Here is a 23,589-nt window from a genome sequence, read left to right on the forward strand (position 1 = left end):
ACAAAAACCAACATTAAAAAAATCCAATCATTTGATTTTAATAACTTAAATAAACCCTTTACAAAATTTATTAAGTAAAATTTAAGTAAATATGTCAAAAATTTAGCTAATTTTATAAAAGTAAGGCTAATTATAAATTTTATTAGTTATTTTTTATATTGTCATTCTACCTAATTTTTAATTTTACCCATCTCATTTAAAGATATATTTAAAATAAGCTATTAAAGATTATAAATTAAGTAAAAATAAAATGATGAGCAGCAGCGTTAGAGATGAACCATCTATAAGGACAATTATTTTTTTGAAGCTATAAATCTTTATAGAGATATATAAAAATAAAGGCCTCTTACGAGACCTTTATTTTTATATTTAAACCTAATTAAATGCTCAACATACTATTTAAAGTTTCAGAGACGTTTTTCGACTTCACTTTAGGCTGTAATGCTTGCAAAGCCTGTTGCACTTGAGTCCGCTGAGGTTCTGCCAATGTATACCAACGAGATAATACCTGTAGTAAACGAGACCCTAAAATCGGATTCTTTTCATCAAGATATTGTGCAAGATTAATGAAGTGAGCTATACCAAAACCCCACGTGTTTTCAGGGTTATTTGACAACCCTCCACTCACCGCACGAATACGGTTTGGCGTTGTTAAATCATAGTCCGGATGTTGAGTTAAATACTCAATTGTTTCTGTTGTCGCATTTGGGTTTGCTGCCTGAATCATAAACCACTGATCTAAAGATAAAGCTTCATCTTTAAAACGGTCATAAAAATCAGCAAGCGCATCTTGAGCTTGAGGTGCATTTTGCCAAACAAGTACACGTAGCGCACCTAATCGTTCAGACATATTACCTGTGTTCTGATATTGCACATGTGCGAGTTCAAATGCAGTTTGATCCCCCTGACGAGCCATCATCATCAGCATAATGTTCTTTAACGCACGCACACCCATTGCCAAAGAAAATTCTTTTTGCAGATCTGGGTCAAGTGTAAGGTAAGTATCTTTCCAGAATGAACCCAACTCTTGTGCTAAACGATTGAGCAATGCTTCACGTTTTACATGAATATCAGCTGGTGCATAGTTCTGATCGATACGACTACCCAAATAACCTTCGCTTGGTACATCAAACAAACGCGATGCCAATAGCGGGTCGCGACCGACTAACTCAGGCAAAGTACGTTGAATTGCCTGAATGTATGCATCAGCAGAATGGTCGTCTAGCAAAATACGTTCAAGCAAAGTTTGCGTTGCTTGCCATTGGTTAAAGCCGTTTGTTTCGTGCTGAATTAAGAAAGCTAACTCGTCATCAGTATAATTAAATACAAGATTTACGGGTGCAGAGAAATTACGGAGTAGCGAAACAACTGGTTGATCAGTCACACCTGTAAACTCAATGATTGCCTCATCTTGGTCAAACAAATACACGCCATCTTTAACATCGTTTACAAACAAGCTTTCACTATGCAATGTATATTGCTCGCCTGTTTTTGCATTAAACAGTGCCAATGCCACAGGAATTGGCACAGCTTTTAAATTTGGATATTTAGGATGCGCTTTTAAACTCTGTTTAAAGCTTAAACGATACGTTTGAGCGACTGCATCATATTCACCTTTTGCTACAAGCTTTGGTGTTCCAGGCTGGTTATACCAAGTTAAGAATGCAGATAAATCGACACCTGAGCCAGCAGTTAACGCGGCAACCCAATCTTCTACAGTCACGGCTTGTCCATCATGACGGCGGAAATATTCATCGGTTCCCTGACGGTATTTTTCTTTACCTAACAAGGTCGACATCATGCGGTTAATTTCCGCACCTTTTTCATAAACAGTAGCTGTATAGAAGTTATTAATTTCGACAAAGTGATCTGGACGTGGTGGGTGCGATAATGGACCTGCATCTTCAGGGAACTGATGTGATTTAAGCACAGCTACATCATCAATACGTTGAACAGCAGCAGATTGTAAATCTTCAGAGAAAGACTGATCACGGAATACGGTTAAACCTTCTTTTAAGCAGAGCTGGAACCAGTCACGGCAAGTAATACGGTTCCCTGTCCAGTTATGGAAATATTCATGGGCAATCACAGACTGTACACGCATAATTGCAGCGTCAGTTGTGTATTCTTCATCAGCAAGCACACATGAAGTATTAAAGATATTTAAACCTTTATTTTCCATTGCGCCCATGTTGAACTGACTTACCGCAACAATCATATAGTTGTCGAGGTCGTAGGCGCGGCCATAGTGTTCTTCATCCCAACGCATAGAATGCTTTAATGCTTCCATTGCGATATGGCATTTTGGAATGTCTTTCTCAATTGCATAAATTTCTAAAGCAACATCGCGCCCTTCAGAAGTCGTATAGCGATCTTTAAGAACTGCTAAATCACCAATGACACAAGCGAACAAATAGCTTGGCTTTTTGGTTGGGTCTTGCCAGATTGCAAAGTGGCGGTTTTCACCTACCTCACCCGTTTCAAGCAAATTACCATTGGCAAGTAACACTGGATATTTTTTGTCTGCTTCTACACGTGTAGTAAATACAGAAAGTACGTCTGGACGGTCTGGATAGAATGTGATTTTACGGAAGCCTTCAGGTTCATTCTGCGTTACAAACAAGTCATCTGCTTTATATAAGCCTTCTAATTGAGTATTCGTTTCAGGATGAATAATGACTTGTATTTGTAAAATGACTTCATCTGGTGCATCAGTGATCACCAGTTGCTCACTATCGAGTGAATATTGTGCAGAAGTAAGAATTTGACCATTTAGCTGAACAGATTGCAGCTCAAGATCACGGCCTAGCAAAACCAGATCACCCTCAGTTTGGCGCTTCATGACCAGTGTTGAATCAACAATTGTTTTGTCATCATATACTTGAATATCTAGATTAATTGATTCAACCAAGAACGCAGGTTTTTGATAATCTTTTAAATAAACTGTTTGATCTGCCTGAACTGGAGGCTGCGCCGCAATATTCATCTTTATTCCTTATATACTCGTCTAAAACGGTAGTATGAGTCGCCATGAAATATCATACGCCAAGTCATACATACTGTATTTAATTACCTTTATGAAATTAATGGGACTTCATTTATACATTTCAAATTAGAATCTTGTTTTATTAGCACAGATTAGACCAAATTTACGACAATCGTTGTTTATATAAGCAATCTATACAATAAAAATAAAACACCTTTAGCTTTTAACATTTTTTAGAGTCAGCTTACATTTTGGGCATGGTTCTTGCCTAATCAACTAGACCAATATGGGTATTTCAATAAGAGCAAGAGGTGTCAACATGGAATTAAAAGCACATTTTCATCGTTTAGAAAATATTAAAGCTATTCATGATCTATCTTCAGCAGGACTCGATCACCATGTGATTGCCGTGTTCTTATCTGCGGAAGGTATTTCTATGACGACTCAGGAGGTTACGACCATTGTGAATACCTACGATGCACTAGGTAAAGTAAAATTACCAAGTAAAAAAGTGCAGGCACTTATTAATGCCAAAAAACTTGGACAGAACGATGAGAACTTGCCGTGCCCTGTTTAATTAACTATTTAACTCTCAATAAAGACCTAAAATTTCTACATAAATTTTAGGTCTTTTTATTTTAATAACAAACGAAACTAGCAATCTCAGCCATATACAGTGCGCCTGTGTATAATAGCCCCATCATTTTTATTTTATGTTCGGAGCAAAATGGCCTTACAAATTCTACAGAAACAACTGGATGAAAGTAGCCATTGTCCTCTCTGCCAAGCTTCAATGTACTGGGTAGATGCCGAGCAATTTGAACAAGACATTCAATTTCATGAATGCAGTCATTGTCAGCACCGCATATTTAAAGATGAAAGGATGACTTGCCACTGTGAAACGTGTACTAAACAACGGAAAAAGCTTTTACAACAAACACGCTTACAAGAACAACGCCAATTTAAATCAAAAGAGCAGCCACAACGCAGTCTGGAACAGCTCAGTTTCTTACATAAACTTTTCTTGCTGAGTCTTTTAGACGAATATGCCCGTGAAGACATCGCTCATGATGAATATATTCATTGGGATAAAATTAAATACCATCACATCACGCCTAACTGGATGTTTCAGAACTATTTAATTAAACAGATGCATAAAGATGGCATTTTGAATGCAAATGACCAAACTGATGACCCACAATGTTTTCACTTAAATATTCGTTTAGATGGCTACAGCGATCCAAGTTTATTTAGTGTGGCTCAACAGTTACGTAATTGGTTTTATGAAAATTTAAGCTTTGGTATTCCTTTTCGTAGTGCAGATGAAGTTAAAGACGTACTTTTTCAGGTGCTCTATCAAGAAATTATTCAGTTTATGCAATTCTATTGTCGAACTTGGGGCATCCAGATTGCTGGAAATTCAAATTTTCAAAGCTTTTGTTATCGTTTAATGGATTCATTGGCAATTGGACAAATTTATTATCTTGTACAAACCGCGCTTGAATATCTTTATAAGCAAAAAGCCTTGCAAACTCGCAATGATAAATTTATTAACACGAATCTATTAAAGAAGACTTTAGAACAATATCGCGAAAGAGCCGTGACCGAAAAGTGGGAAACGTCAATGCTGCCTCGTCCGCACAATATTCCCTATAGTAAAATGAGCCACATTCTGCTTAACCGTTTCTTAGGTTACGACGAACAAATATTTGTACAGCCTGTATGGAAAGCATGGCGAAAAATTGAACCACGTTTAAATTTTTATTCTGTCAAACGTTGTATGTATTGTGGTTCAAATGACTTAAGCGTTGACTATGATGCAGCAGATTATGTTTCATTGATTTGCCAAAAATGTAAGCATCAAGATCACTATTTTACCCACTAAATTTATAATCACTTTGGCTTAATAGGGATAATAATATGACATCAACATCTAGATTGATTGAACAGGTCATTGAGGCTTGGCAGAACATGCAGGCAAAAACACCTCTTGTGCAATGTATTACCAATAGCGTTGCGGCTAACTATACGGCCAATGTATTACTAGCCTCTGGTGCGTCACCTGCGATGATTGATAATCCCTATGAAGCAGAAAGTTTTACAAAAATTTCATCAGCTTTAAGTATTAATTTAGGTACGCCCACCACCGAGCAAATGCAAGCCATGCAGATCTCAGCTAAAACAGCGCAGCTAAATGATATTCCATGGGTGCTTGATCCGGTGGGCTATGGACCAATTTTAGCTTGGCGCAGTCAAATGACAGATGAACTTTTACAGTTTAAGCCTAGCGTAATTCGTGGTAACGCTTCAGAAATCAGTACGCTTGCAGGCAATCAAGTTCAATCTAAAGGTGTAGATAGCACCCTAAGTAGTGATGATGCCTATCGACAGGCCTACGCGTTATTAGTACATACAGACTGTATCGCAATTTCAGGCGAGTCAGATTACATTTTATCTAAAGAACTTGATGTCGTTATTCAAATTAACGGCGGAAGTCCCTTACAACCAAAAATTACAGCAACTGGCTGTGCTTTGGGCGCATTAATCGCTGCATATAGTGCAGTAACGGCTCCAACCATTGCAGCACTTTCAGCACATGTGCATTTTGCAATTGCGGGTAAACTTGCAGCGAATCAGGCACAAACTATGGGAAGTTTTAGTAACATCTTTATGGATTATATCCATATGTTAGATGCCAACCTGATTGAGCAATATGCAAATATAAAGCTATTAGGTTTAAAGGCATAACCGCAAGTTATGCCTTCCTTGGTAAAGAATTATCTTAAAAGTAAATAAATATCTGTAATAAGATCACATTCTTTCACATCATGCACAAAGTTATGATAGTGAAAGAAGACTGGATAATCCCCTGCTTCTTCGGGTTGCTCAGGTAACCAGTTTTTAAAGATGTAATACACACTTTCTTTGATCTGGTCATGGCTACCCAAATGTCTTATGGTCGCATAACGACCCGCAGGAATTTCTCCTGTTTGTACACCGTAACTATTTTCAGGCACAACTTTTTCAATTGAACCCGCGATATCAAACCGAAACTCATCAGATGGTGTCTGTTCAGGGTCAGCAAACGGAATACCATAAGTTCTAGACTTCGCCACAGGTAATAACCCTGTTTCTTTACGCCAAGCAATAAAACGTGCAGCAGTTTCAAAAACTTTATCTGGACTTCCTAAATGGGACAGATAGGCAATCTTTTCAGCAGGTCGCTCAACAATATTTACATTCATTTTTAGCTCACTTTTCGGAAGTGTAAAAATAAACTTCTGGTGCCAAGATTCCCAGTCTGGTTTATCTCTAAAAGCGCGAGGAGTTTGATCAAATGAGCGCTTAAATGCACGAGTAAATGCCTCTGGACTATCAAACCCTGCTTGCCATGCAATATCAATAATCTTGAGATCGGGTTCAAAAGCCAGTTGAAAAGAGGCTCGTTTTAAACGAGAAAGCTGAATAAACTTCATCACATTTGAACCAATATGAATGGCAAAAATACGATGAAAATGAAACTTAGATAAGGCTGCAATCTGGCTCAGTCGATCGATATCTAAATCTTCATCTAAATGTCTTTGAACATAATCGCAAACCAGTTGCAGCTTTTGGGTATATACAGCCATACATTTATGTCTGTTCATTCGATAGCACTACTTTTACATAGTGCTGATCTCTATTCTTGATCGAAATTGCGTTTTTTAAGATTATATAACTTGCTTGAAGTAATCTTCTCTCGGCATATCAATGAGTTCAACACACAATTGAATTTCTTTATTAAACCCTTGTTCTAGATAATTTTTATTACTGAGTGCCGTTAATAACTGATCACCCATCAGCTGTTTTTGCTCTGCATTTCTTCCTGACAAAATGTAGGCTTTCACATGAATATAGGCTTGGTCAGCTCCTAAACCGATTAGGAAAACTTCATCTTTACGCGCACGGCTTTTGATATCTTCTGGGCTAAATAACTCTGTTTCAATGAGCGTGGTATTAATTTCTTCAAGTAATTGTTTTGCATTTAATCCAGTTAAGTTATCTGAATAATCAACTACAACGTGCGGCATAGCCACCTCAGTTTATGTAATAAGTAATTAAATTAATTAAACTTTACTCAATAAATAATAAAGCTAATCGAACTTGATCATATCCCATTCGAGGACTGGTTGCTTCAACGATTGGTCTTAGTTTGATCGAACCGTCATCAGAAAAATGATCTAGATTTTGTCGCTTTTTCAGTTTTTTATAAATTTTACGGATTTCTTCGACCACTTCTTCACCAGGATGAGCAACAGAAATATCCAGTTTTTGCTCTTTATGAAGTCGGGCCAAATGATTAATGATGGTTGCTGGGGTAAGGCCACGTTCATGTGCAATATCTTCAATCTCATAGCCCTCCTCAAACAACGCACGTGTTTCGTCTAACGTTGCTGAGGCGTAATTTTGTTTCGCACCTTTTGAGAGTTTTTTCTCATTACGAGAAATTTCTGTTTCATTTAAGGTTCCGCCACAGTGACGAATAAAGGCTTTGTGTTGCGGCGTTAAATCTACATCAGCAAAATTAACTTCCGCTTCTTTAGAAAGCTCTTGAAAACGGCGATCGGCTTTTACAGCCAAACTGTCTAACTCTAAAGCTTGCTCGTTAATACCTAATAATTTTAAACCGGTCAAAGATTTTAAACGCGACAATGCCACATAGCCCTGACCTTTTTCAAAGGTGTTCATGAGGTTAATTTCAGCAGCTTCTAAGGTCATCCCTTGGCTTTTATGAATGGTAATTGCCCATGCCAAACGAAGTGGAATTTGCTGAAAACTAGCAATTACTTTGCCTGCATCGTTTTCAACTGACCAAGTTTCAGGCGCAACAAGCAATGTCGTGCCATCGGTTAGTTTTACCTTTGGTAGCAAACCATTTTCATCATCTTCTTCAAAACCAATGACTTCACCTAAACTCCCGTTGATATATCCCATATCAAAGTTGTTTTTTACAAACATGACTTTTGCATGTTTCTTTAAGGTAAGTTCTTCTGGTGCACGAACTGAAGATTTTAATGTTTCTACCAGTTTTTCATTACCATCTAAAACCGCATTGAATTGATGCCCTTCATTATCAATTTCATTTAAGTGCTGACAATTGATATTGTCAACATCCATATTGTGCGTATAAAGACGGGTAAAGGTTTCACCAATATCATGTGAACGTGATTGACGCAGTGCGTGTAGGTGATCTGATTGAATATTTTGCGCACGAATGGCATTTAAAATCTGGTTAAGAATTTCATCATCCTGACGGTGTTGTTCTGTTAAATAACATACGCGAAATTTGGCTTCGACCCATGCATCCGACATAAAACAGAACTTGTCACGGTTGGCTTCACTATTACGTCCAACTGGCGGTAACTGAAAGAAATCTCCGGCCACAATGACTTGAATACCACCAAAAGCTTCATCGCTTTCTTTAAAATATTTTAAAACCTGATTCACAAGATTAAGCTGTTTTGCATGCAACATCGAGATTTCATCGATGACGAGAACTTGCGCATTTTCAAGGTGTTCCTTGAGATATTTACGCTCTTTCATACGTTTCAGGTCATCGTCAGTTAACTGATCTTTAATGCCGATGCCTGCCCATGTATGAATGGTCATACCGTTCATATGTGTTGCAGCAATACCTGTAGACGCCGTAATAGCCACAGGCACTTTACGTGCTTTTAAGTATTGAATGTACTGATTGAGTGTATAAGTTTTCCCTGCACCAGCCGAGCCGGTTAAAAAGACATTTTCCCCTGCTTTAAGCAGTTTAAGCGCAGTTTCCTGTTTCATAATCTCGTAAGTACATCTTCAACAGCCCATAGCTTAACGATTTTCCCGAAAAAATTAAATGAATGTGAAAAAATTTCTATAAAACCAATATAAATCAATAATTAATAGCAAAATAATATTTGGTAGGTTTTTGGTAGGTAGGAAAATGATCTTCATATCTCAATACTAAGGCCATGGTGAGGCTCACCTGTAATAACAAACAATGGATTTATGGAAGAAGGAATCACTCCATGGCTTTTAAAAATATTGCAGATCAAACAAACGGTTTTTATATTCCCTGTGTATCACTCTTTGGACCAGGATGTGCCAAAGAAATTGGCACAAAGGCACAAAACCTCGGCGCAAAAAAAGCATTAATTGTGACCGATGAAGGCTTATTTAAATTTGGTGTCGCAGATCTTATTGCAAACTATTTAACTGAAGCGGGCGTTGCTAGCCATATTTTTCCGGGTGCTGAACCAAACCCAACAGACGTCAATGTTCATAATGGTGTAAATGCCTATAACGACAATGACTGTGACTTTATTGTCTCGCTAGGTGGTGGTTCTTCTCATGACTGTGCGAAAGGAATTGGATTAGTAACTGCTGGCGGTGGTCATATTCGTGATTACGAAGGTATTGATAAAAGCAAAGTACCAATGACGCCGCTGATTGCAATCAATACCACAGCTGGTACTGCATCTGAAATGACTCGCTTCTGTATTATTACCAATACAGACACTCACGTAAAAATGGCAATTGTTGACTGGCGTTGTACTCCACTTATTGCAATTGATGATCCGAAACTCATGATTGCGAAACCTGCTGGTTTAACAGCTGCAACGGGTATGGATGCTTTAACTCATGCTGTTGAAGCGTACGTTTCTACGGCGGCTAACCCAATTACCGATGCTTGTGCAGAAAAAGCGATTACCATGATTAGTCAGTGGCTACAACCTGCTGTCGCAAATGGTGAAAATATCGAAGCTCGTGATGCCATGAGCTATGCACAGTACTTAGCTGGCATGGCATTTAACAATGCATCTTTAGGTTATGTTCACGCGATGGCGCATCAATTGGGCGGTTTCTATAACTTACCTCACGGCGTATGTAATGCAATTTTATTACCACACGTATGTGAATTTAACTTAATTGCCTGCCCAGATCGCTACGCAAAAATCGCTGAGTTAATGGGTGTAAAAACTCATGGACTGACTGTGATGGAAGCTGCGTATGCTGCAATTGATGCCATCCGCAAACTGTCTTCATCCATTGGTATTCCATCTGGTTTAACAGAGCTAGGCGTGAAAACTGAAGACCTTACAGTCATGGCCGATAATGCTCAAAAAGATGCTTGTATGCTGACCAACCCACGTAAAGCAAATCATGCGCAAGTTGTGGAGATTTTTAAAGCAGCACTTTAATACTGATGTAAATGGCATGTCCCTCTAGTAAGTCAAACCCCTCCGACCGTTGACTTACTTTTTGGGGAATACTTAGCTCCAGCGGTATTCCCTTTTTTTAAAACCTCTATTCCAAACCAACCTCTAAACCTGATTGACAATTCGCCCATTTCATTGAAGGATACTCAGCATGTCTTAATTACAATAGCTCGATAAAAATGAATACATCCTCAGCTACTCAAACATATGCCCCAGATATTTTAGGAACTGGCTACGAACAGCTCACACTCAACTTTCCTGATGATTATGAAGGTAAAGTTGTAGCAACCCTAGTTCGTAAGAAAGCTGCTCAACCGACTCAAAAAGCTGTGCTTTATATTCATGGGTTTTTAGATTATTTCTTTCAAACTGAAATGGCTGAACAATTCAATGCACATGGTTATGACTTCTACGCACTAGATTTAAGAAAATACGGCCGTTCAAAGCTACCCCATCAAATTTTCTATAATGTGCTTGATTTAAATGAATACGATGCCGAAATTACTCAAGCATTAGATATCATTGCTAAAGAACAACACACTCAGGTCTTGCTTGCAGGCCATTCGACTGGTGGTCTGACAGCAACGCTTTATACTGCCCATCACCCAAGCCACCCTCTTATTAAAGCGCTATGGGCAAACAGCCCGTTTTACGATTTTAATTTAAGCCTAGTCGAGAAGAAATTTGGTATTCCAGTGCTCAGTCGAGTAGGAAAATATCTGCCAAAAGTTAAATTCCCAAGTCAATTAAACAAATGGTACACCGCGAGCCTTCACAAACAGCTCAAGGGCGAATGGGACTTTAATCTGGACTGGAAACCTACCTCTGCCCCGACAGTTCAACTCAGCTTTCTACATGCGATTCATACAGCACAAAAAGAAATACATCGCGGGGTTAAACTCAATGTTCCCGCGCTGATTATGCATTCTCATCAGACTAAAAACCCTAAAAAATGGGGAACAGATGCGACTCAAAGTGATGTGATTTTAGATGTTAAAGACATTGCAAAACATGGTAAAAAAATCAAAGGCGATGTCTCCGTTGTCTCTATTCACAATGGATTGCATGATTTAGTCCTTTCGGCCCAGCCAGTACGGGAACAAGTCTATCAACAATTATTCCAGTGGCTGGATCAAAAAATCACTTAACTGAGCTTAGGTGAGTCAAGGTATTTCACCAGCAGTTGATGCGCAGGATGTTCGCTCGGCACTAACTCCATAAGGCGTTCTACCGCATCAATTGCTTCGGGGAAATGAGCTAAATGCTTAAGTAATAAATCTGTTTCTTGGGTTTTAAAAATTGCATCGCTTAGGCGTGATTCGAGGCAGTCACGCCATGCACATAAAAACGGACTTTCAGTTTTTGCCAGAAAAACACCTGTGTAAAGCTGCAAAGCTGAGGCTGCATATCCTGCATCCAGTGCTTGTTCAGCTTGCAAAAAATCGGCTTCTACATGAACAAGCAAACGATATGGACGTGAACCAAGCAAGCCCCCCAAAATATCTCGAAGTTGAGACATTTCAGCTTTAAGCGTACCCATACTGACTTTACGTTCGCCATAGAGCGCCTGATAAAGATGCTCTAAAGTTAAACCATGCGGACATAAGGCCAATATAGTTAAAATCTCAATTTGACGCGGTGTTAATAACAAACTTTTGCCATTAAATTTAACTTGTGGTGTCGAAAATGCCCGAATATTTAATTGTTGACGCTGCTGCTCTAGCAAGGCAGATTGAATAATTGAAGCACAACGTTCAGCAGCCAATATTCCCAAACTATTATGATTTTTCCAAGTCGTCGATAAATCAACGACACCTAGAGTTTGTTTTGAATAAGGATCGATAATTGGCGCGGCATAACACACCCAATCATGAATTGATTCCATATAGTGTTCATTGGAAAAAACACAGCTTGATTGTTGAGTTTTTAAAGACAAAGCCAATGCATTGGTGCCAACAAATTCTTCACGCCATTGCCCGCCCTGCACAAAGTGAACACGCTCAGCAGCACTTTGCATTTGCGCACTTGTTGCCGTCCAAATGATCGTACTACCAATATCCCCCACGGCTATTACCATTGAAGATTGCTCAGCAATATGGCGTAAATCATCAGCACATTGCGTTAAGGCCATATCTAAAGCATTTTGTGAAGCAGATTTTTTCTCGACTAATGGGGCAGCAAAACGCTCTTTAGGAATCGCAGCAGAGGCTGACCGTTCCCATGAACTTGCAATACTTTGACCCAGTTTGGCAGCATTTTGAGGAGAGAGACTATTTTGCGTACGCAGTTGATCAATCAACGTCCGTTGCTGCAATAAATCCTTTTTTGTGAACATTTGTAAGTTCCTTATATATCCACATTTCTATTCCAACCTTTCTCCAACCTTCTTCTTTATATCCTAATTAAACAAAGTACGAAAGTACCTACTGACAGGGTTCTTGTTAGTCTTTAGTCCTAAAAAGCAAAGGAATATTTATATGCGCTATATCGATCCAAATCAATCGGGCTCAAAAGTTCAATTCAAATCACAATATGAAAATTTTATTGGCGGTGAATGGGTTGCACCTGTAAAAGGTGCTTATTTTGACAATGTATCTCCTGTTGACGGAAAAGCTTTTACCCGTATTCCACGCTCTAGTGCCGAAGATATCGAACTCGCTCTAGATGCAGCACATAAAGCCAAAGCAACATGGAATAAAGCCTCGCCAACGGTCCGCTCTAATATACTTTTAAAAATTGCTGATCGTTTAGAAGCAAATCTTGAAATGTTAGCAGTAGCAGAAACTTGGGATAACGGTAAAGCAGTACGTGAAACTTTAGCAGCAGACATTCCACTTGCAATTGACCATTTCCGTTATTTCGCTGGATGTATTCGCGCTCAAGAAGGCGGCATCTCTGAAATTGATGAAGATACGATTGCTTACCACTTCCATGAACCGCTAGGTGTCGTGGGTCAAATCATTCCATGGAACTTCCCAATTTTAATGGCAGCATGGAAACTTGCTCCTGCTTTAGCCGCTGGTAACTGTGTCGTGATTAAACCGGCAGAGCAAACACCAGTAGGTATTTTACTGGTTGCTGAACTCATCCAAGATATCTTACCGCCGGGTGTGCTTAATATTGTGAATGGTTTCGGCGCAGAAGTTGGCCGCCCGTTAGCGACAAATCCACGTATTGCCAAAATTGCATTTACAGGTTCAACCCAAACTGGACAAATGGTCATGCAATATGCGACCGAAAATATTATTCCAGTGACCTTAGAACTTGGCGGTAAGTCACCAAATCTTTTCTTTGAAGATATCATGGATAAAGAAGATGACTTCTTAGAAAAGACACTTGAAGGTTTTGCAATGTTTGCCTTGAACCAAGGTGAAGTATGTACTTGCCCTTCTCGTGCTTTAGTACAAGAGAGCATTGCTGATCAGTTCTTGGAGATGGCCGTCGAGCGTGTAAAACGTATTAAAACGGGTCACCCACTTGATACTGAAACCATGATTGGTGCTCAAGCGTCTCTACAACAACAAGAGAAAATCTTAAGTTGTATTAATACGGGCCGTAAAGAAGGTGCAGAACTCTTACTTGGCGGTAGTGGCCGTAAAGAAGTAGGCGATGGTTTCTATGTTGATCCGACTATTTTTAAAGGTCACAACAGCATGCAAATTTTCCAAGAAGAAATTTTTGGACCTGTGCTTGCTGTGACAACATTCAAAGACTTTGACGACGCAATCAAAATTGCCAATGACACCATGTATGGTTTAGGTGCAGGCGTTTGGTCACGTTCAGCACACATTTCTTATCGTGCTGGTCGTGCGATCGAAGCGGGTCGTGTCTGGACAAACTGCTATAACATCTACCCTGCTCACGCTGCATTTGGTGGCTATAAAAAGTCAGGTATTGGCCGTGAAAACCATAAGATGATGTTAGATCATTATCAACAAACTAAAAACTTGTTGGTGAGTTATTCAACGAAACCAATGGGCTTCTTCTAAGTTCTGCACCAAGTTGATACCAGGCTATCAACACTAGAAAGAAGTAAGATCATTAATTATGTAAGAAGCTAGTAATTTAGATTGCTGGCTTTTTTATTTATGTTGTTAAACCATGAGTTTTTATCATTTGGAATAAAAAACCATCATCAAACCTTTAAATCGCTTCATTTAGGCATTGCTTTTGCATTGATTAATACAAACCAACTCCAAGGAGTATTGTATGAATCAACCAGAAACAGCTTCCGTCATTTCTTCAAACACTGAAATCTCGTCAGCAGAATATTTTGCACAACGCCAACTTAAACAAGGCACGGTCGGTTGGTTACTCCTGATTGGTTTAGGCGTAGCTTATGTGATATCGGGTGATTTTGCCGGTTGGAACTTCGGCATTGCCCAAGGTGGTTGGGGCGGTATGTTTATTGCCACCGCACTTGCTGCACTTATGTACCTGTGCCTATGCCTTTCTATGTCAGAAATGTCCACTATGATGCCTACGGCGGGTGGTGGTTATAGTTTTGCCCGCGCGGCTTTTGGTCCTTTTGGTGGCTATTTAACAGGAACAGCTATTTTAATTGAATATGCAATTGCCCCTGCGGCGATTGCAGTATTTATTGGTGGTTATTGCGAATCTTTATTTGGTATTAATGGCTGGATGATTTACCTCGCCTGCTATGCCATTTTTATGGGCATACATTTGAAAGGTGCTGGTGAAGCCTTAAAAATCATGTTTGCAATTACGCTTGTCGCAGCGGTTGCTCTTATAGTGTTTATTGCTGCAATGATTCCGCATTTTAATGCACAAAACCTGTTAGATATTCCAGTTGGTACAGGGGTAGGCGCAAGTCGTTTTTTACCCCATGGTTACTTAGGTATCTGGGCAGCAGTTCCTTTTGCAATCTGGTTTTTCCTTGCAGTTGAAGGTGTTCCTTTAGCAGCCGAAGAAGCGAAAGATCCAGCCAAATCTCTCCCACGGGGTTTAATCGGTGCAATGCTCATATTAACGGTGTTTGCCATGCTCATTTTATTCTTGGGTGCGGGCGCAGCGGGTGCAAGTACTTTGCAAAACTCTGGCGCTCCTCTCGTAGACGCTCTGGTTAAAGTTTATGGAGCTAATACATGGCTAGCGACCTTTGTAAACTTTGTGGGTTTAGCAGGTTTAATCGCAAGTTTCTTTTCAATTATCTATGCCTATTCGCGTCAAATTTTTGCACTGTCACGTGCTGGCTATTTACCGACTTCACTCTCATTAACCAATAAAAATAAAGCACCTTATCTTGCGATTATTATTCCGGGCATTATCGGTTTCTTACTTTCACTTACTAAAGAAGGCGATTCACTGATTTTAATTGCCGTTTTCGGGGCAACCATTTCTTATGTGTTGATTCTTTTATCTCACATCAAATTACGCCTATCTAAACCCGACATGCCCCGTCCCTATAAAACTCCCGGCGGCATTGTAACCTCAAGTATTGCATTAGTTTTAGCAGTGGCTGCGGTCGTTGCAGGTTTTGTGGTAAACCCGAAAGTCTGGTTCATTGCTGCTGCTATTTACATCGTGTTTATTGCTTACTTTTTATTCTATAGCCGCTATCATTTAGTGAAAGGTACACCAGAAGAAGAGTTTGCAAATATTAAAGCCGCAGAACAAGAACTATAAAACCAGATAAGGATGCAATCATGAGTTATCGTAATATTGTTGCCAATCAACACTATCACTTTGCTGACTTAAAGACATTAATGGCAAAAGCAACGCCGTTACGTTCAGGCGACGAGTTAGCTGGTATTGCAGCAACAGATGCAACTGAACATGTTGCGGCACAAATGACTCTAGCCGATGTACCTCTTAAAACCTTTTTAAATGAAGTTGTGGTCGATTACGAAACAGATGAAATTACCCGTCTAATTATTGATGAACATGATTTGGCAGCCTTTGCCCCTATTTCACACTTTACAGTGGGCGATTTTCGAAATTGGTTGCTTGGAGAAGAAGCGACCACCCAAAGCTTAAAAGCATTAGCATCAGGTTTAACTCCAGAAATGGTGGCTGCTGTCAGCAAAATTATGCGCAATCAAGATTTGATTTATGTTGCCAGCAAATGTGAAGTCGTTACCCAGTTTCGCAACACCATCGGTTTAAAAGGCCATCTTTCCACTCGCTTACAACCCAATCACCCGACTGATGATGTGCTCGGTATTTCTGCCAGTATTTTAGATGGTTTGATGTATGGTAATGGCGATGCCGTGATTGGCATTAATCCTGCGACAGATAACTTACATAATTTGTCAGAGCTACTGAAATTGCTTGATCATGTGATTCAGGAATATCAAATTCCAACCCAATCTTGTGTGCTCACGCATATCAGCTCAGGTATTCAACTCGCTGAAAAAAATGTGCCGATTGATTTAATGTTTCAGTCAATTGCTGGCACTCAACAAGCCAACGAGGGTTTTGGAATATCGCTCGACTTACTACAAGAAGGATATGAAGCCACGCTAGCACTCAAACGCGGGACCATTGGACAAAACGTTATGTACTTTGAAACTGGTCAAGGCAGCGCCTTATCAAGCAATACACATCACGGCGTTGACCAGCAAACATTGGAAACTCGTGCCTATGCCGTAGCCCGAAAATATAACCCGCTTCTGGTCAATACAGTAGTCGGTTTTATTGGCCCCGAATATCTCTTTAACGGCAAACAAATTATACGCGCAGGCCTAGAAGATCACTTCTGCGGTAAATTGCTTGGTGTGCCAATGGGCTGCGACATTTGTTACACCAACCATGCCGATGCCGACCAGAATGATATGGATGTTCTGCTTACCCTATTTGGCGCCGCGGGCATCAACTTTATTATGGGTATTCCGGGTTCAGATGATGTCATGCTCAACTATCAAACGACGTCATTCCATGATGCCCTCTACTTAAGACAACTTTTAGGATTAAAGCCAGCCCCTGAGTTTTCTGCTTGGCTTGAACAACAAGGTATTTTTAAACAACAAAACTCTCAAATTTGTTGGGCAGATCACATGCCTGACCAATTCTCTCGTCTGCTCATGAACTAGGGAGAACGCCATGAAACTTAATCGTGATATTCAATATCCCTCTTCTACCCATCAAGATCAGTGGGAAAAACTCAAACAGTTTACCGATGCCCGTATTGCTCTGGGCCGTGCAGGCTGTAGTATCCCAACACGAGCCTTACTTGAGTTTCAGTTGTCTCATGCACAAGCAAAAGATGCGGTTTATCAAAATCTAGATGTTTCATATTTATCTGAACAGTTACAGCAAAAGCAGCTCAAAAGTCTTCATATTCAAAGTAATTCCGCTAATAAAGAAATTTACCTTAAGCGTCCAGATTTAGGGCGTCAGCTTTCAAGCCAATCAAAAGATGTCTTAATTAAGGAATATGCAGAAAACCCACAACAGTACGATGTTTGTATTGTGATAGGTGACGGACTCTCTGCAAGAGCAATTGAAGCGAATGCATTGGCATTTATTGCAGCGCTGAGTGAACAAATTCAGCAAGAAAACTGGAGTCTTGCACCAATTTCACTTGCGACAGGCAGTCGGGTTGCCTTAGGTGATGAAGTTGCTGAAATATTTAAAGCATCCATGCTTGTGATGCTGATTGGTGAGCGCCCAGGTTTAAGCTCTCCTGACAGTATGGGAATTTACTACACATGGAATGCCTATGCAGGTTGTTCAGATGCGAAACGCAATTGTATTTCCAATGTTCGCTCAGCAGGTTTAAGCATTCCTGTTGCGGTACAACGTTTAATGACATTAATGAAAAAATCAAAACAGCTCGGCTTTTCAGGCGTTAATTTAAAAGATGAACATCAACTTTCAGATATAGGTCTTGAGGGAACTCAAAAGCTATTATTTTAAACAATAGAATATGTATAGGGATTTATTGATAAATAGATAATCCTTTGCATAACAACATCATTTCAACGAAAAATATCAATTCCTGGGTATTAGCGATTTATACAGATATTCTCTTCTTTATATTTATCGCTATACTCCACATATTGATCTTCTATGAATCATTTGTATGAGCACAACAAACGCCTTCCCAAAAACTATTTATGCCATTCAGCATCTTGCTTTCGAAGACTTAGGTTCATTAGAAGATGTCTTTTATCAACTCGGATTTCGTGTCCGTTATTTTGAGGCGGGTGTTGATGATTTAACCCCTGCTTTTGTACATGAAGGTTTAACCATTATTTTAGGTGGCCCAATCGGCGTTTATGAAACTGACGATTATCCATTCTTAAAAAATGAAATTGCTTTACTCAAACAACGTCTAGCAGCTGATAAACCTACTCTGGGTATTTGTCTAGGTGCACAGCTTATTGCTCATGCACTTGGTGCAAAAGTATATGCAGGACATCAAAAAGAAATTGGCTGGGGTCCACTGAGCTTAAGCCTACGCGCTAATCAGGTTTTATCTGGTTTGCTTAATAATGTTCATGTTCTACATTGGCACGGTGATACTTTCGACCTTCCTGAAAATGCAGTGCTCTTAGCAAGCTCTGATATTTACACCAATCAGGCATTTGAAGTCGGTAATAATATTCTTGCCTTACAGTTTCACATTGAAAGTACTGAAGAACATTTTGAAAAATGGTTAATTGGTCATACATGTGAACTTCGCCATGCAAATATCTCAATTCCAAAACTTCGCGAAGAAAATCAGCAATATGCTCAGAGCCTCGAACAAGCTGCTTTTGACGTTATTCAAAAATTTCTTAAACGAATTGGATATAGTGGTTAATCTTCAATTTAATATATTAATTAAATTATATCCATAAAACCAAATGCTTAATTTTTACCCAAAGATGGATTATTAATCTATCTTTGGGAACCTTTATAATTAATTTCCGTGTATTATTAATTTATTCATTTTGTAACATAAAATAAACGCTGATTTACTATGGAAATCCTGAAATTTATTAAAAGCTTTAACACGGTGAATACTTATTTATCGCTAGCATTTATTCTTCTTATCATTATTGTTCTTTATTTTTATGTGGTTAATCCAGCTTAGCTTATTTGCCAAAGCACAATAAAGAATAATATAGGTAAGAAAATAGATATAAAAAAGCCCAACTGAGTTGGGCTTTTTTATATCTGCTATTTACTCAAAAACATGTTACTCGGCTTACTTTTTCTCAGGCTTAAAGCTATCTTTCAAATCGAGAATACGGTTAAACACTGGTTTTTCAGGTGAATGATCATGTTGATCAGCAACGAAATAACCCTCGCGTTCAAATTGGAAACGATCTTCAGGGCTCGCTTGTGCCAAAGCAGGTTCAATGACAGCTTCTAACACTTTCATCGAATCCGGATTTAGGTTTGCCAAGAAATCATCACCTGTTTCAGGGTCTGCTTCTGTGAACAAACGATCGTAAATACGTACTTCAGCAGGAATGCCTTTAGTCGCAGATACCCAGTGAATTACGCCTTTTACTTTACGGCCTTCAGGGTTTTTACCTAAGGTTTCAGGGTCAATTGAACATTTCAACTCAACCACTTCACCATTAGCATCCTTAATGACTTCATCACATTTAATCACGTAAGCATGACGTAAACGTACTTCACCATCAGGAATTAAGCGCTTGAAGCCCTTTGGTGGAACTTCCTCAAAGTCTTTACGGTCAATATAGATTTCCTTGGTTAAAGGAATTACACGATCACCCATATCCACGTTTGGATGGCGAGCATGATTAATATCCATATCTTCCGGTAAATTGGTTAAAGTCACTTTAAGAGGGCTTAAAACAGCCATACCACGCGCAGCTGTATTTTCTAAAGATTGGCGAATACAGAACTCAAGCATTGCAACATCTACAATACCGTCAGTTTTTGACACACCTACGCGCTTACAGAATTCACGCAAACCTTCAGCAGTAAAGCCACGACGACGCATACCGACTACAGTTGGCATACGTGGGTCATCCCAACCATTCACATGACCACCTTCCACCAATTTACGTAATTTACGTTTTGATGTAATGGTGTAGTCCACATTTAAACGTGAAGATTCATACTGATGCGGAACCGCTTCAGATTTTACTTTTTCTACAATCCAGTCATAAAACGGACGGTGATCTTGGAACTCTAATGTACAAAGCGAGTGAGTAATCCCCTCAATAGCATCAGACAATGGATGAGCGTAGTCATACATTGGATAGATTTTCCACTTATCACCTGTTTGGTGATGCTCTGAATGCAATACGCGATATAAAATTGGGTCACGCATATGTACGTTTGGGCTTGCCATATCAATCTTGGCACGCAGAACAGCTTCACCTTCTTTAAATTCACCACTGCGCATTTTTTCAAAACGCGCGAGGTTCTCTTCAACAGATACATCACGGTATGGTGAATTTTTACCAAGTTCAACAAAACTACCGCGGTTTAACTTAATTTCTTCTGGAGATTGTAAATCCACATAGGCATCGCCTTGCTCAATCAATTGAACAGCCCATGCATATAATTGATCAAAATAACCTGATGCATAGCGTGGCTCACCATTCCAGTTAAAACCAAGCCATTTCACATCATTCGCAATACCGTCTACATACTCTTGTTCTTCAGCATCAGGGTTTGTATCGTCAAAACGTAAATTACATAAACCATCAAACTCTTCAGCCACACCAAAGTTTAGGCAAATCGCTTTCACATGACCAATATGCAAATAACCATTTGGTTCTGGTGGAAAACGCGTTACGATCTGCTTTGCACGACCAGCAGCCAAGTCTTCAGTAATGACTTGGCGAACAAAATCTAAGCCAGCCTGTTGTTCTTGCTGCGTAGAATCGACAGAGGCATGAGTATTCGGTGTCGGGTTATTTGGCAGGCTCGAGACAACATCATTAGGCTTCATAGTGTATCAATCACTTCTTTGTAGATAAAATTTCGAAAAATTTAAACGCTATCTTCATTTTTAACAAAGATTTTAACGTTTTTTACTTGCCTTGTAGTTTACAGTTTGCTTATGCTTCTCTCAACCAAAAACCCATGGTCATAAGCCCATGTTTAGGAGATTAATGTAATGAGTTTTCCTCAAGTCGAATTAAACACCAATAAAGGTCGTATTGTTCTTGAATTGAATGCTGAAAAAGCACCTAAAACAGTAGCAAATTTTTTAGAATATGTACGTGACGGTTTTTATGACGGCGTTATTTTCCACCGCGTCATTGATGGTTTCATGATCCAAGGTGGCGGTATGGATGAAAACTTCAAAGAAAAAGCAACACGTGATTCAATTGAAAATGAAGCTGATAACGGTTTAAGCAACGACGAAGGTACGATTGCAATGGCACGTACTCAAGCTCCTCACTCAGCGTCTGCTCAATTCTTTATCAACGTGAAAAATAACTCTTTCTTGAACCATACCTCTAAAACTGCTCAAGGTTGGGGTTATGCTGTATTTGGTAAAGTTGTTGAAGGTTTAGACATTGTTGAAGCGATCAAAGGTGTTCGTACTGGTAACCGCGGTTATCACGCTGACGTTCCTTTAGAAAATGTTGTAATCGAATCTGCTAAAATTATTTCTGAATAATTTTAGGATAAAGCTGTGACTTATCTGTTTATCTCAGATTTACATTTGTCACCTGAACACCCTCGACTCGTTCGAGGGTTTTTAGACTTATTGGTGCATTACCAAGATAGAAATACTCAACTCTACATCTTAGGCGATTGGTTTAATGCCTGGATTGGAGATGACTATTCAGCACCATGGCTTGATGAAATTGTTGAGGCTTTAAAAGTCTTTAACCAAAAAGGGAATCGGGTTTACTTTCAAGTCGGTAACCGTGATTTTGCGCTTAATCAAGTTTTCCTCAATAAGTTTAATGGCGTCTTACTACCTGACATTTATTTCCTCAATATTGCAGGACATCAATATCGTCTAGAACACGGCGATGCATTATGTACAGATGACGTTTCCTATCAAAGATTTAAAAAGATTATCCGAAATCCTCTCTTAGTTGCTCTTTTACGCCGTACCCCACTGAGTTTTCGCACTAAGTTGGTTAATGGCTTCCGCAAAAGAAGCTCCGCTGATAAACAGCAAAAAAGCTATGAAATTATGGATGTGAATGAGCAAGCCGTTATTTCTGCTTTAGCAGATGTAGATATACTGATCCATGGGCATACTCACCGCCCCTCGATTCATCAGGTGCAAGCTAAACAACGAATTGTACTTGGCGATTGGCGTGAAGATCAGGCTTATATTTTAGAAATTGATCCATCTTCAAATACGCACCAGCTCGAATTGATTGTCTGGAATTATTAGCTAGAAATTAGACACTTTTTATTTGAACTTTCAATTCTTTAATTTTTTTATTTAAATCAAAATCGTAAATCACACACATGCTGGCAATAAATATAAATTTCCAGCTTATATGTGCATGATCGTGATACTCAATGTATAAAATAAGCAGACTCAATACAAATATAAGAATGATAAAGGCTTTAACAATTCTAGTTTCTCGCAACTTACTCTTTGCCTCAGGTGGCATTAAATCAATCATTTTCAATAGATTACTAAAACTTTATATGAGCATTATATTTCTTTATCAAATTACATAGGAAATGTTTTTGAATAAAATAGCGTATGATGACAAAGATTAAATTCTCTCAATTGCCATAAGATTGATATGGAGTAGACCTATGGACCTATTGAATTCTGTTAAAAGTCGCTATACAACAAAAGCGTATGATTCTGAAAAGAAAATTCCTCAAGAAAAAATTAATAAATTATTAGAAATTTTACGTTTTTCACCTTCTTCAGTGAATATACAGCCTTGGCACTTTTTCGTTGCGGATAACCTTGCAGCTAAAGAAAGAATAGCGAAAGCCTTAACAGGTAAATATGCTTACAATGGTCCTAAAGTACTTGAGTCATCACACACACTTGTATTTTGCACAAAAACAGATATTTCATCTGAATACTTAAATCAATTACTTGAGCAAGATGACTTAAGTGGTCGTTTTAAAGATGAAAAAGCTAAATTAGGCCAAAAAGATACTCGCCATGGCTATGTTGAGTTCTATCGAAATGAGCAGAAAAATTTATTTGGATGGATGGAAAATCAAACATTTATTGCTCTTGGGCAACTACTTTTTGCTGCGGGTTTAGAAGGAATTGATGCAACCCCAATGGGGGGCTTTGATGAAGAGATTTTAAATACTGAGTTAGGTTTAACTGAGAAAGGCTTACGTAGTTCAGTCATTGTTTCCCTAGGTTATCGCAGTGAAAACGATTTTAATGCCAAACTACCTAAATCACGCCTACCAGATGAAGTTATTTTTACCTATTTATAAAATTAGAATAGTTCAAGAGATTCAACTCTC

21 protein-coding genes are annotated in these 23,589 nt (G+C 39.0%); 14 read left to right on the plus strand and 7 right to left on the minus strand.

The window, feature by feature from the left end; genetic code table 11:
* Positions 1 to 379: 379 nt before the first annotated feature.
* Positions 380 to 2,986, minus strand: coding sequence for an aminopeptidase N (gene pepN / locus MSG66_RS06560; protein WP_324653086.1), 2,607 nt, complete (start codon positions 2,984 to 2,986; stop codon positions 380 to 382).
* A 319-nt stretch (positions 2,987 to 3,305) separates the two neighbouring features.
* Here pepN and MSG66_RS06565 point away from each other — a divergent pair, with 319 nt between their 5' ends.
* The 3 genes from MSG66_RS06565 to thiM all read left to right on the plus strand — a co-directional run bounded on the left by MSG66_RS06565 (position 3,306) and on the right by thiM (position 5,734).
* Positions 3,306 to 3,563, plus strand: coding sequence for a hypothetical protein (locus MSG66_RS06565; protein WP_042896973.1), 258 nt, complete (start codon positions 3,306 to 3,308; stop codon positions 3,561 to 3,563).
* A gap of 150 nt (positions 3,564 to 3,713) precedes the next feature.
* Complete coding sequence (locus MSG66_RS06570; RefSeq protein WP_324653089.1) at positions 3,714 to 4,871, plus strand: hypothetical protein; 1,158 nt, start codon at positions 3,714 to 3,716, stop codon at positions 4,869 to 4,871.
* 35 nt (positions 4,872 to 4,906) lie between these two features.
* Positions 4,907 to 5,734 (plus strand): hydroxyethylthiazole kinase, encoded by an 828-nt coding sequence (gene thiM, locus MSG66_RS06575; protein ID WP_324653091.1) that lies wholly within the window; start codon positions 4,907 to 4,909, stop codon positions 5,732 to 5,734.
* A 29-nt stretch (positions 5,735 to 5,763) separates the two neighbouring features.
* Here thiM and MSG66_RS06580 read toward each other — a convergent pair whose 3' ends face one another.
* The 3 genes from MSG66_RS06580 to MSG66_RS06590 form a co-directional block, all read right to left on the minus strand.
* Entirely contained in the window at positions 5,764 to 6,615 is an 852-nt protein-coding gene (locus MSG66_RS06580; protein ID WP_324653279.1) for an AraC family transcriptional regulator, read from the minus strand.
* An 81-nt stretch (positions 6,616 to 6,696) separates the two neighbouring features.
* Entirely contained in the window at positions 6,697 to 7,056 is a 360-nt protein-coding gene (locus MSG66_RS06585; RefSeq protein WP_197730999.1) for a 5-carboxymethyl-2-hydroxymuconate Delta-isomerase, read from the minus strand.
* A gap of 43 nt (positions 7,057 to 7,099) precedes the next feature.
* Entirely contained in the window at positions 7,100 to 8,812 is a 1,713-nt protein-coding gene (locus MSG66_RS06590) for an AAA family ATPase (RefSeq protein ID WP_324653094.1), read from the minus strand.
* A gap of 230 nt (positions 8,813 to 9,042) precedes the next feature.
* Between MSG66_RS06590 and mdh the strand changes: the two genes are divergently transcribed.
* Both mdh and MSG66_RS06600 read left to right on the plus strand, forming a co-directional pair.
* Positions 9,043 to 10,215, plus strand: coding sequence for an iron-dependent methanol dehydrogenase (gene mdh / locus MSG66_RS06595; protein ID WP_324653096.1), 1,173 nt, complete (start codon positions 9,043 to 9,045; stop codon positions 10,213 to 10,215).
* 197 nt (positions 10,216 to 10,412) lie between these two features.
* Positions 10,413 to 11,381: an alpha/beta hydrolase gene (locus MSG66_RS06600; RefSeq protein ID WP_324653098.1), complete on the plus strand. Its 969-nt coding sequence runs from the start codon at positions 10,413 to 10,415 to the stop codon at positions 11,379 to 11,381.
* Here the strand turns inward: MSG66_RS06600 and MSG66_RS06605 are convergent.
* Positions 11,378 to 12,568 (minus strand): helix-turn-helix domain-containing protein, encoded by a 1,191-nt coding sequence (locus MSG66_RS06605; protein WP_133972852.1) that lies wholly within the window; start codon positions 12,566 to 12,568, stop codon positions 11,378 to 11,380. The two genes, MSG66_RS06600 and MSG66_RS06605, sit on opposite strands and share 4 nt — an antisense overlap.
* 142 nt (positions 12,569 to 12,710) lie before the next feature.
* Here MSG66_RS06605 and MSG66_RS06610 point away from each other — a divergent pair, with 142 nt between their 5' ends.
* From MSG66_RS06610 to MSG66_RS06635, 6 genes are all read left to right on the plus strand, one after another.
* The gene (locus tag MSG66_RS06610; protein ID WP_324653100.1) at positions 12,711 to 14,222 is read left to right on the plus strand and encodes an aldehyde dehydrogenase family protein; all 1,512 of its coding nucleotides are present in this window, start codon (positions 12,711 to 12,713) and stop codon (positions 14,220 to 14,222) included.
* A 220-nt stretch (positions 14,223 to 14,442) separates the two neighbouring features.
* Positions 14,443 to 15,879, plus strand: coding sequence for an ethanolamine permease (gene eat, locus MSG66_RS06615; protein WP_324653102.1), 1,437 nt, complete (start codon positions 14,443 to 14,445; stop codon positions 15,877 to 15,879).
* A gap of 20 nt (positions 15,880 to 15,899) precedes the next feature.
* On the plus strand, positions 15,900 to 17,285 hold the full coding sequence (locus MSG66_RS06620; protein WP_133972846.1) for an ethanolamine ammonia-lyase subunit EutB: 1,386 nt from the start codon (positions 15,900 to 15,902) through the stop codon (positions 17,283 to 17,285).
* Positions 17,286 to 17,295: 10 nt separating this feature from the next.
* Entirely contained in the window at positions 17,296 to 18,111 is an 816-nt protein-coding gene (gene eutC / locus MSG66_RS06625) for an ethanolamine ammonia-lyase subunit EutC (RefSeq protein WP_324653105.1), read from the plus strand.
* A gap of 166 nt (positions 18,112 to 18,277) precedes the next feature.
* The gene (locus tag MSG66_RS06630) at positions 18,278 to 19,000 is read left to right on the plus strand and encodes a glutamine amidotransferase (protein WP_324653107.1); all 723 of its coding nucleotides are present in this window, start codon (positions 18,278 to 18,280) and stop codon (positions 18,998 to 19,000) included.
* Between the two features lie 159 nt (positions 19,001 to 19,159).
* Entirely contained in the window at positions 19,160 to 19,273 is a 114-nt protein-coding gene (locus tag MSG66_RS06635) for a hypothetical protein (RefSeq protein WP_080592263.1), read from the plus strand.
* Positions 19,274 to 19,387: 114 nt separating this feature from the next.
* On the opposite strand, the gene MSG66_RS06640 is transcribed toward MSG66_RS06635, so the two are convergent.
* Positions 19,388 to 21,115 carry a glutamine--tRNA ligase/YqeY domain fusion protein gene (locus tag MSG66_RS06640; protein ID WP_324653109.1) on the minus strand — a complete coding sequence of 576 codons (1,728 nt, stop codon included), beginning with the start codon at positions 21,113 to 21,115 and terminating at the stop codon, positions 19,388 to 19,390.
* Between the two features lie 168 nt (positions 21,116 to 21,283).
* On the opposite strand from MSG66_RS06640, the gene MSG66_RS06645 reads away from it, so the two are divergent.
* Positions 21,284 to 21,793, plus strand: a complete 510-nt coding sequence (locus MSG66_RS06645) for a peptidylprolyl isomerase (RefSeq protein WP_003652397.1) — start codon at positions 21,284 to 21,286, stop codon at positions 21,791 to 21,793.
* 15 nt (positions 21,794 to 21,808) lie between these two features.
* Positions 21,809 to 22,528, plus strand: coding sequence for a UDP-2,3-diacylglucosamine diphosphatase (locus tag MSG66_RS06650; protein WP_324653111.1), 720 nt, complete (start codon positions 21,809 to 21,811; stop codon positions 22,526 to 22,528).
* A gap of 7 nt (positions 22,529 to 22,535) precedes the next feature.
* Here the strand turns inward: MSG66_RS06650 and MSG66_RS06655 are convergent, their stop codons facing one another.
* On the minus strand, positions 22,536 to 22,766 hold the full coding sequence (locus tag MSG66_RS06655) for a hypothetical protein (RefSeq protein ID WP_324653113.1): 231 nt from the start codon (positions 22,764 to 22,766) through the stop codon (positions 22,536 to 22,538).
* Between the two features lie 139 nt (positions 22,767 to 22,905).
* Here MSG66_RS06655 and nfsB point away from each other — a divergent pair, with 139 nt between their 5' ends.
* On the plus strand, positions 22,906 to 23,559 hold the full coding sequence (gene nfsB, locus MSG66_RS06660) for an oxygen-insensitive NAD(P)H nitroreductase (RefSeq protein WP_202741737.1): 654 nt from the start codon (positions 22,906 to 22,908) through the stop codon (positions 23,557 to 23,559).
* Positions 23,560 to 23,589 lie beyond the last annotated feature (30 nt).

Origin of the sequence: Acinetobacter sp. IK31, from assembly GCF_035615195.1 — a bacterium.
Taxonomy (GTDB): domain Bacteria; phylum Pseudomonadota; class Gammaproteobacteria; order Pseudomonadales; family Moraxellaceae; genus Acinetobacter; species Acinetobacter calcoaceticus_C.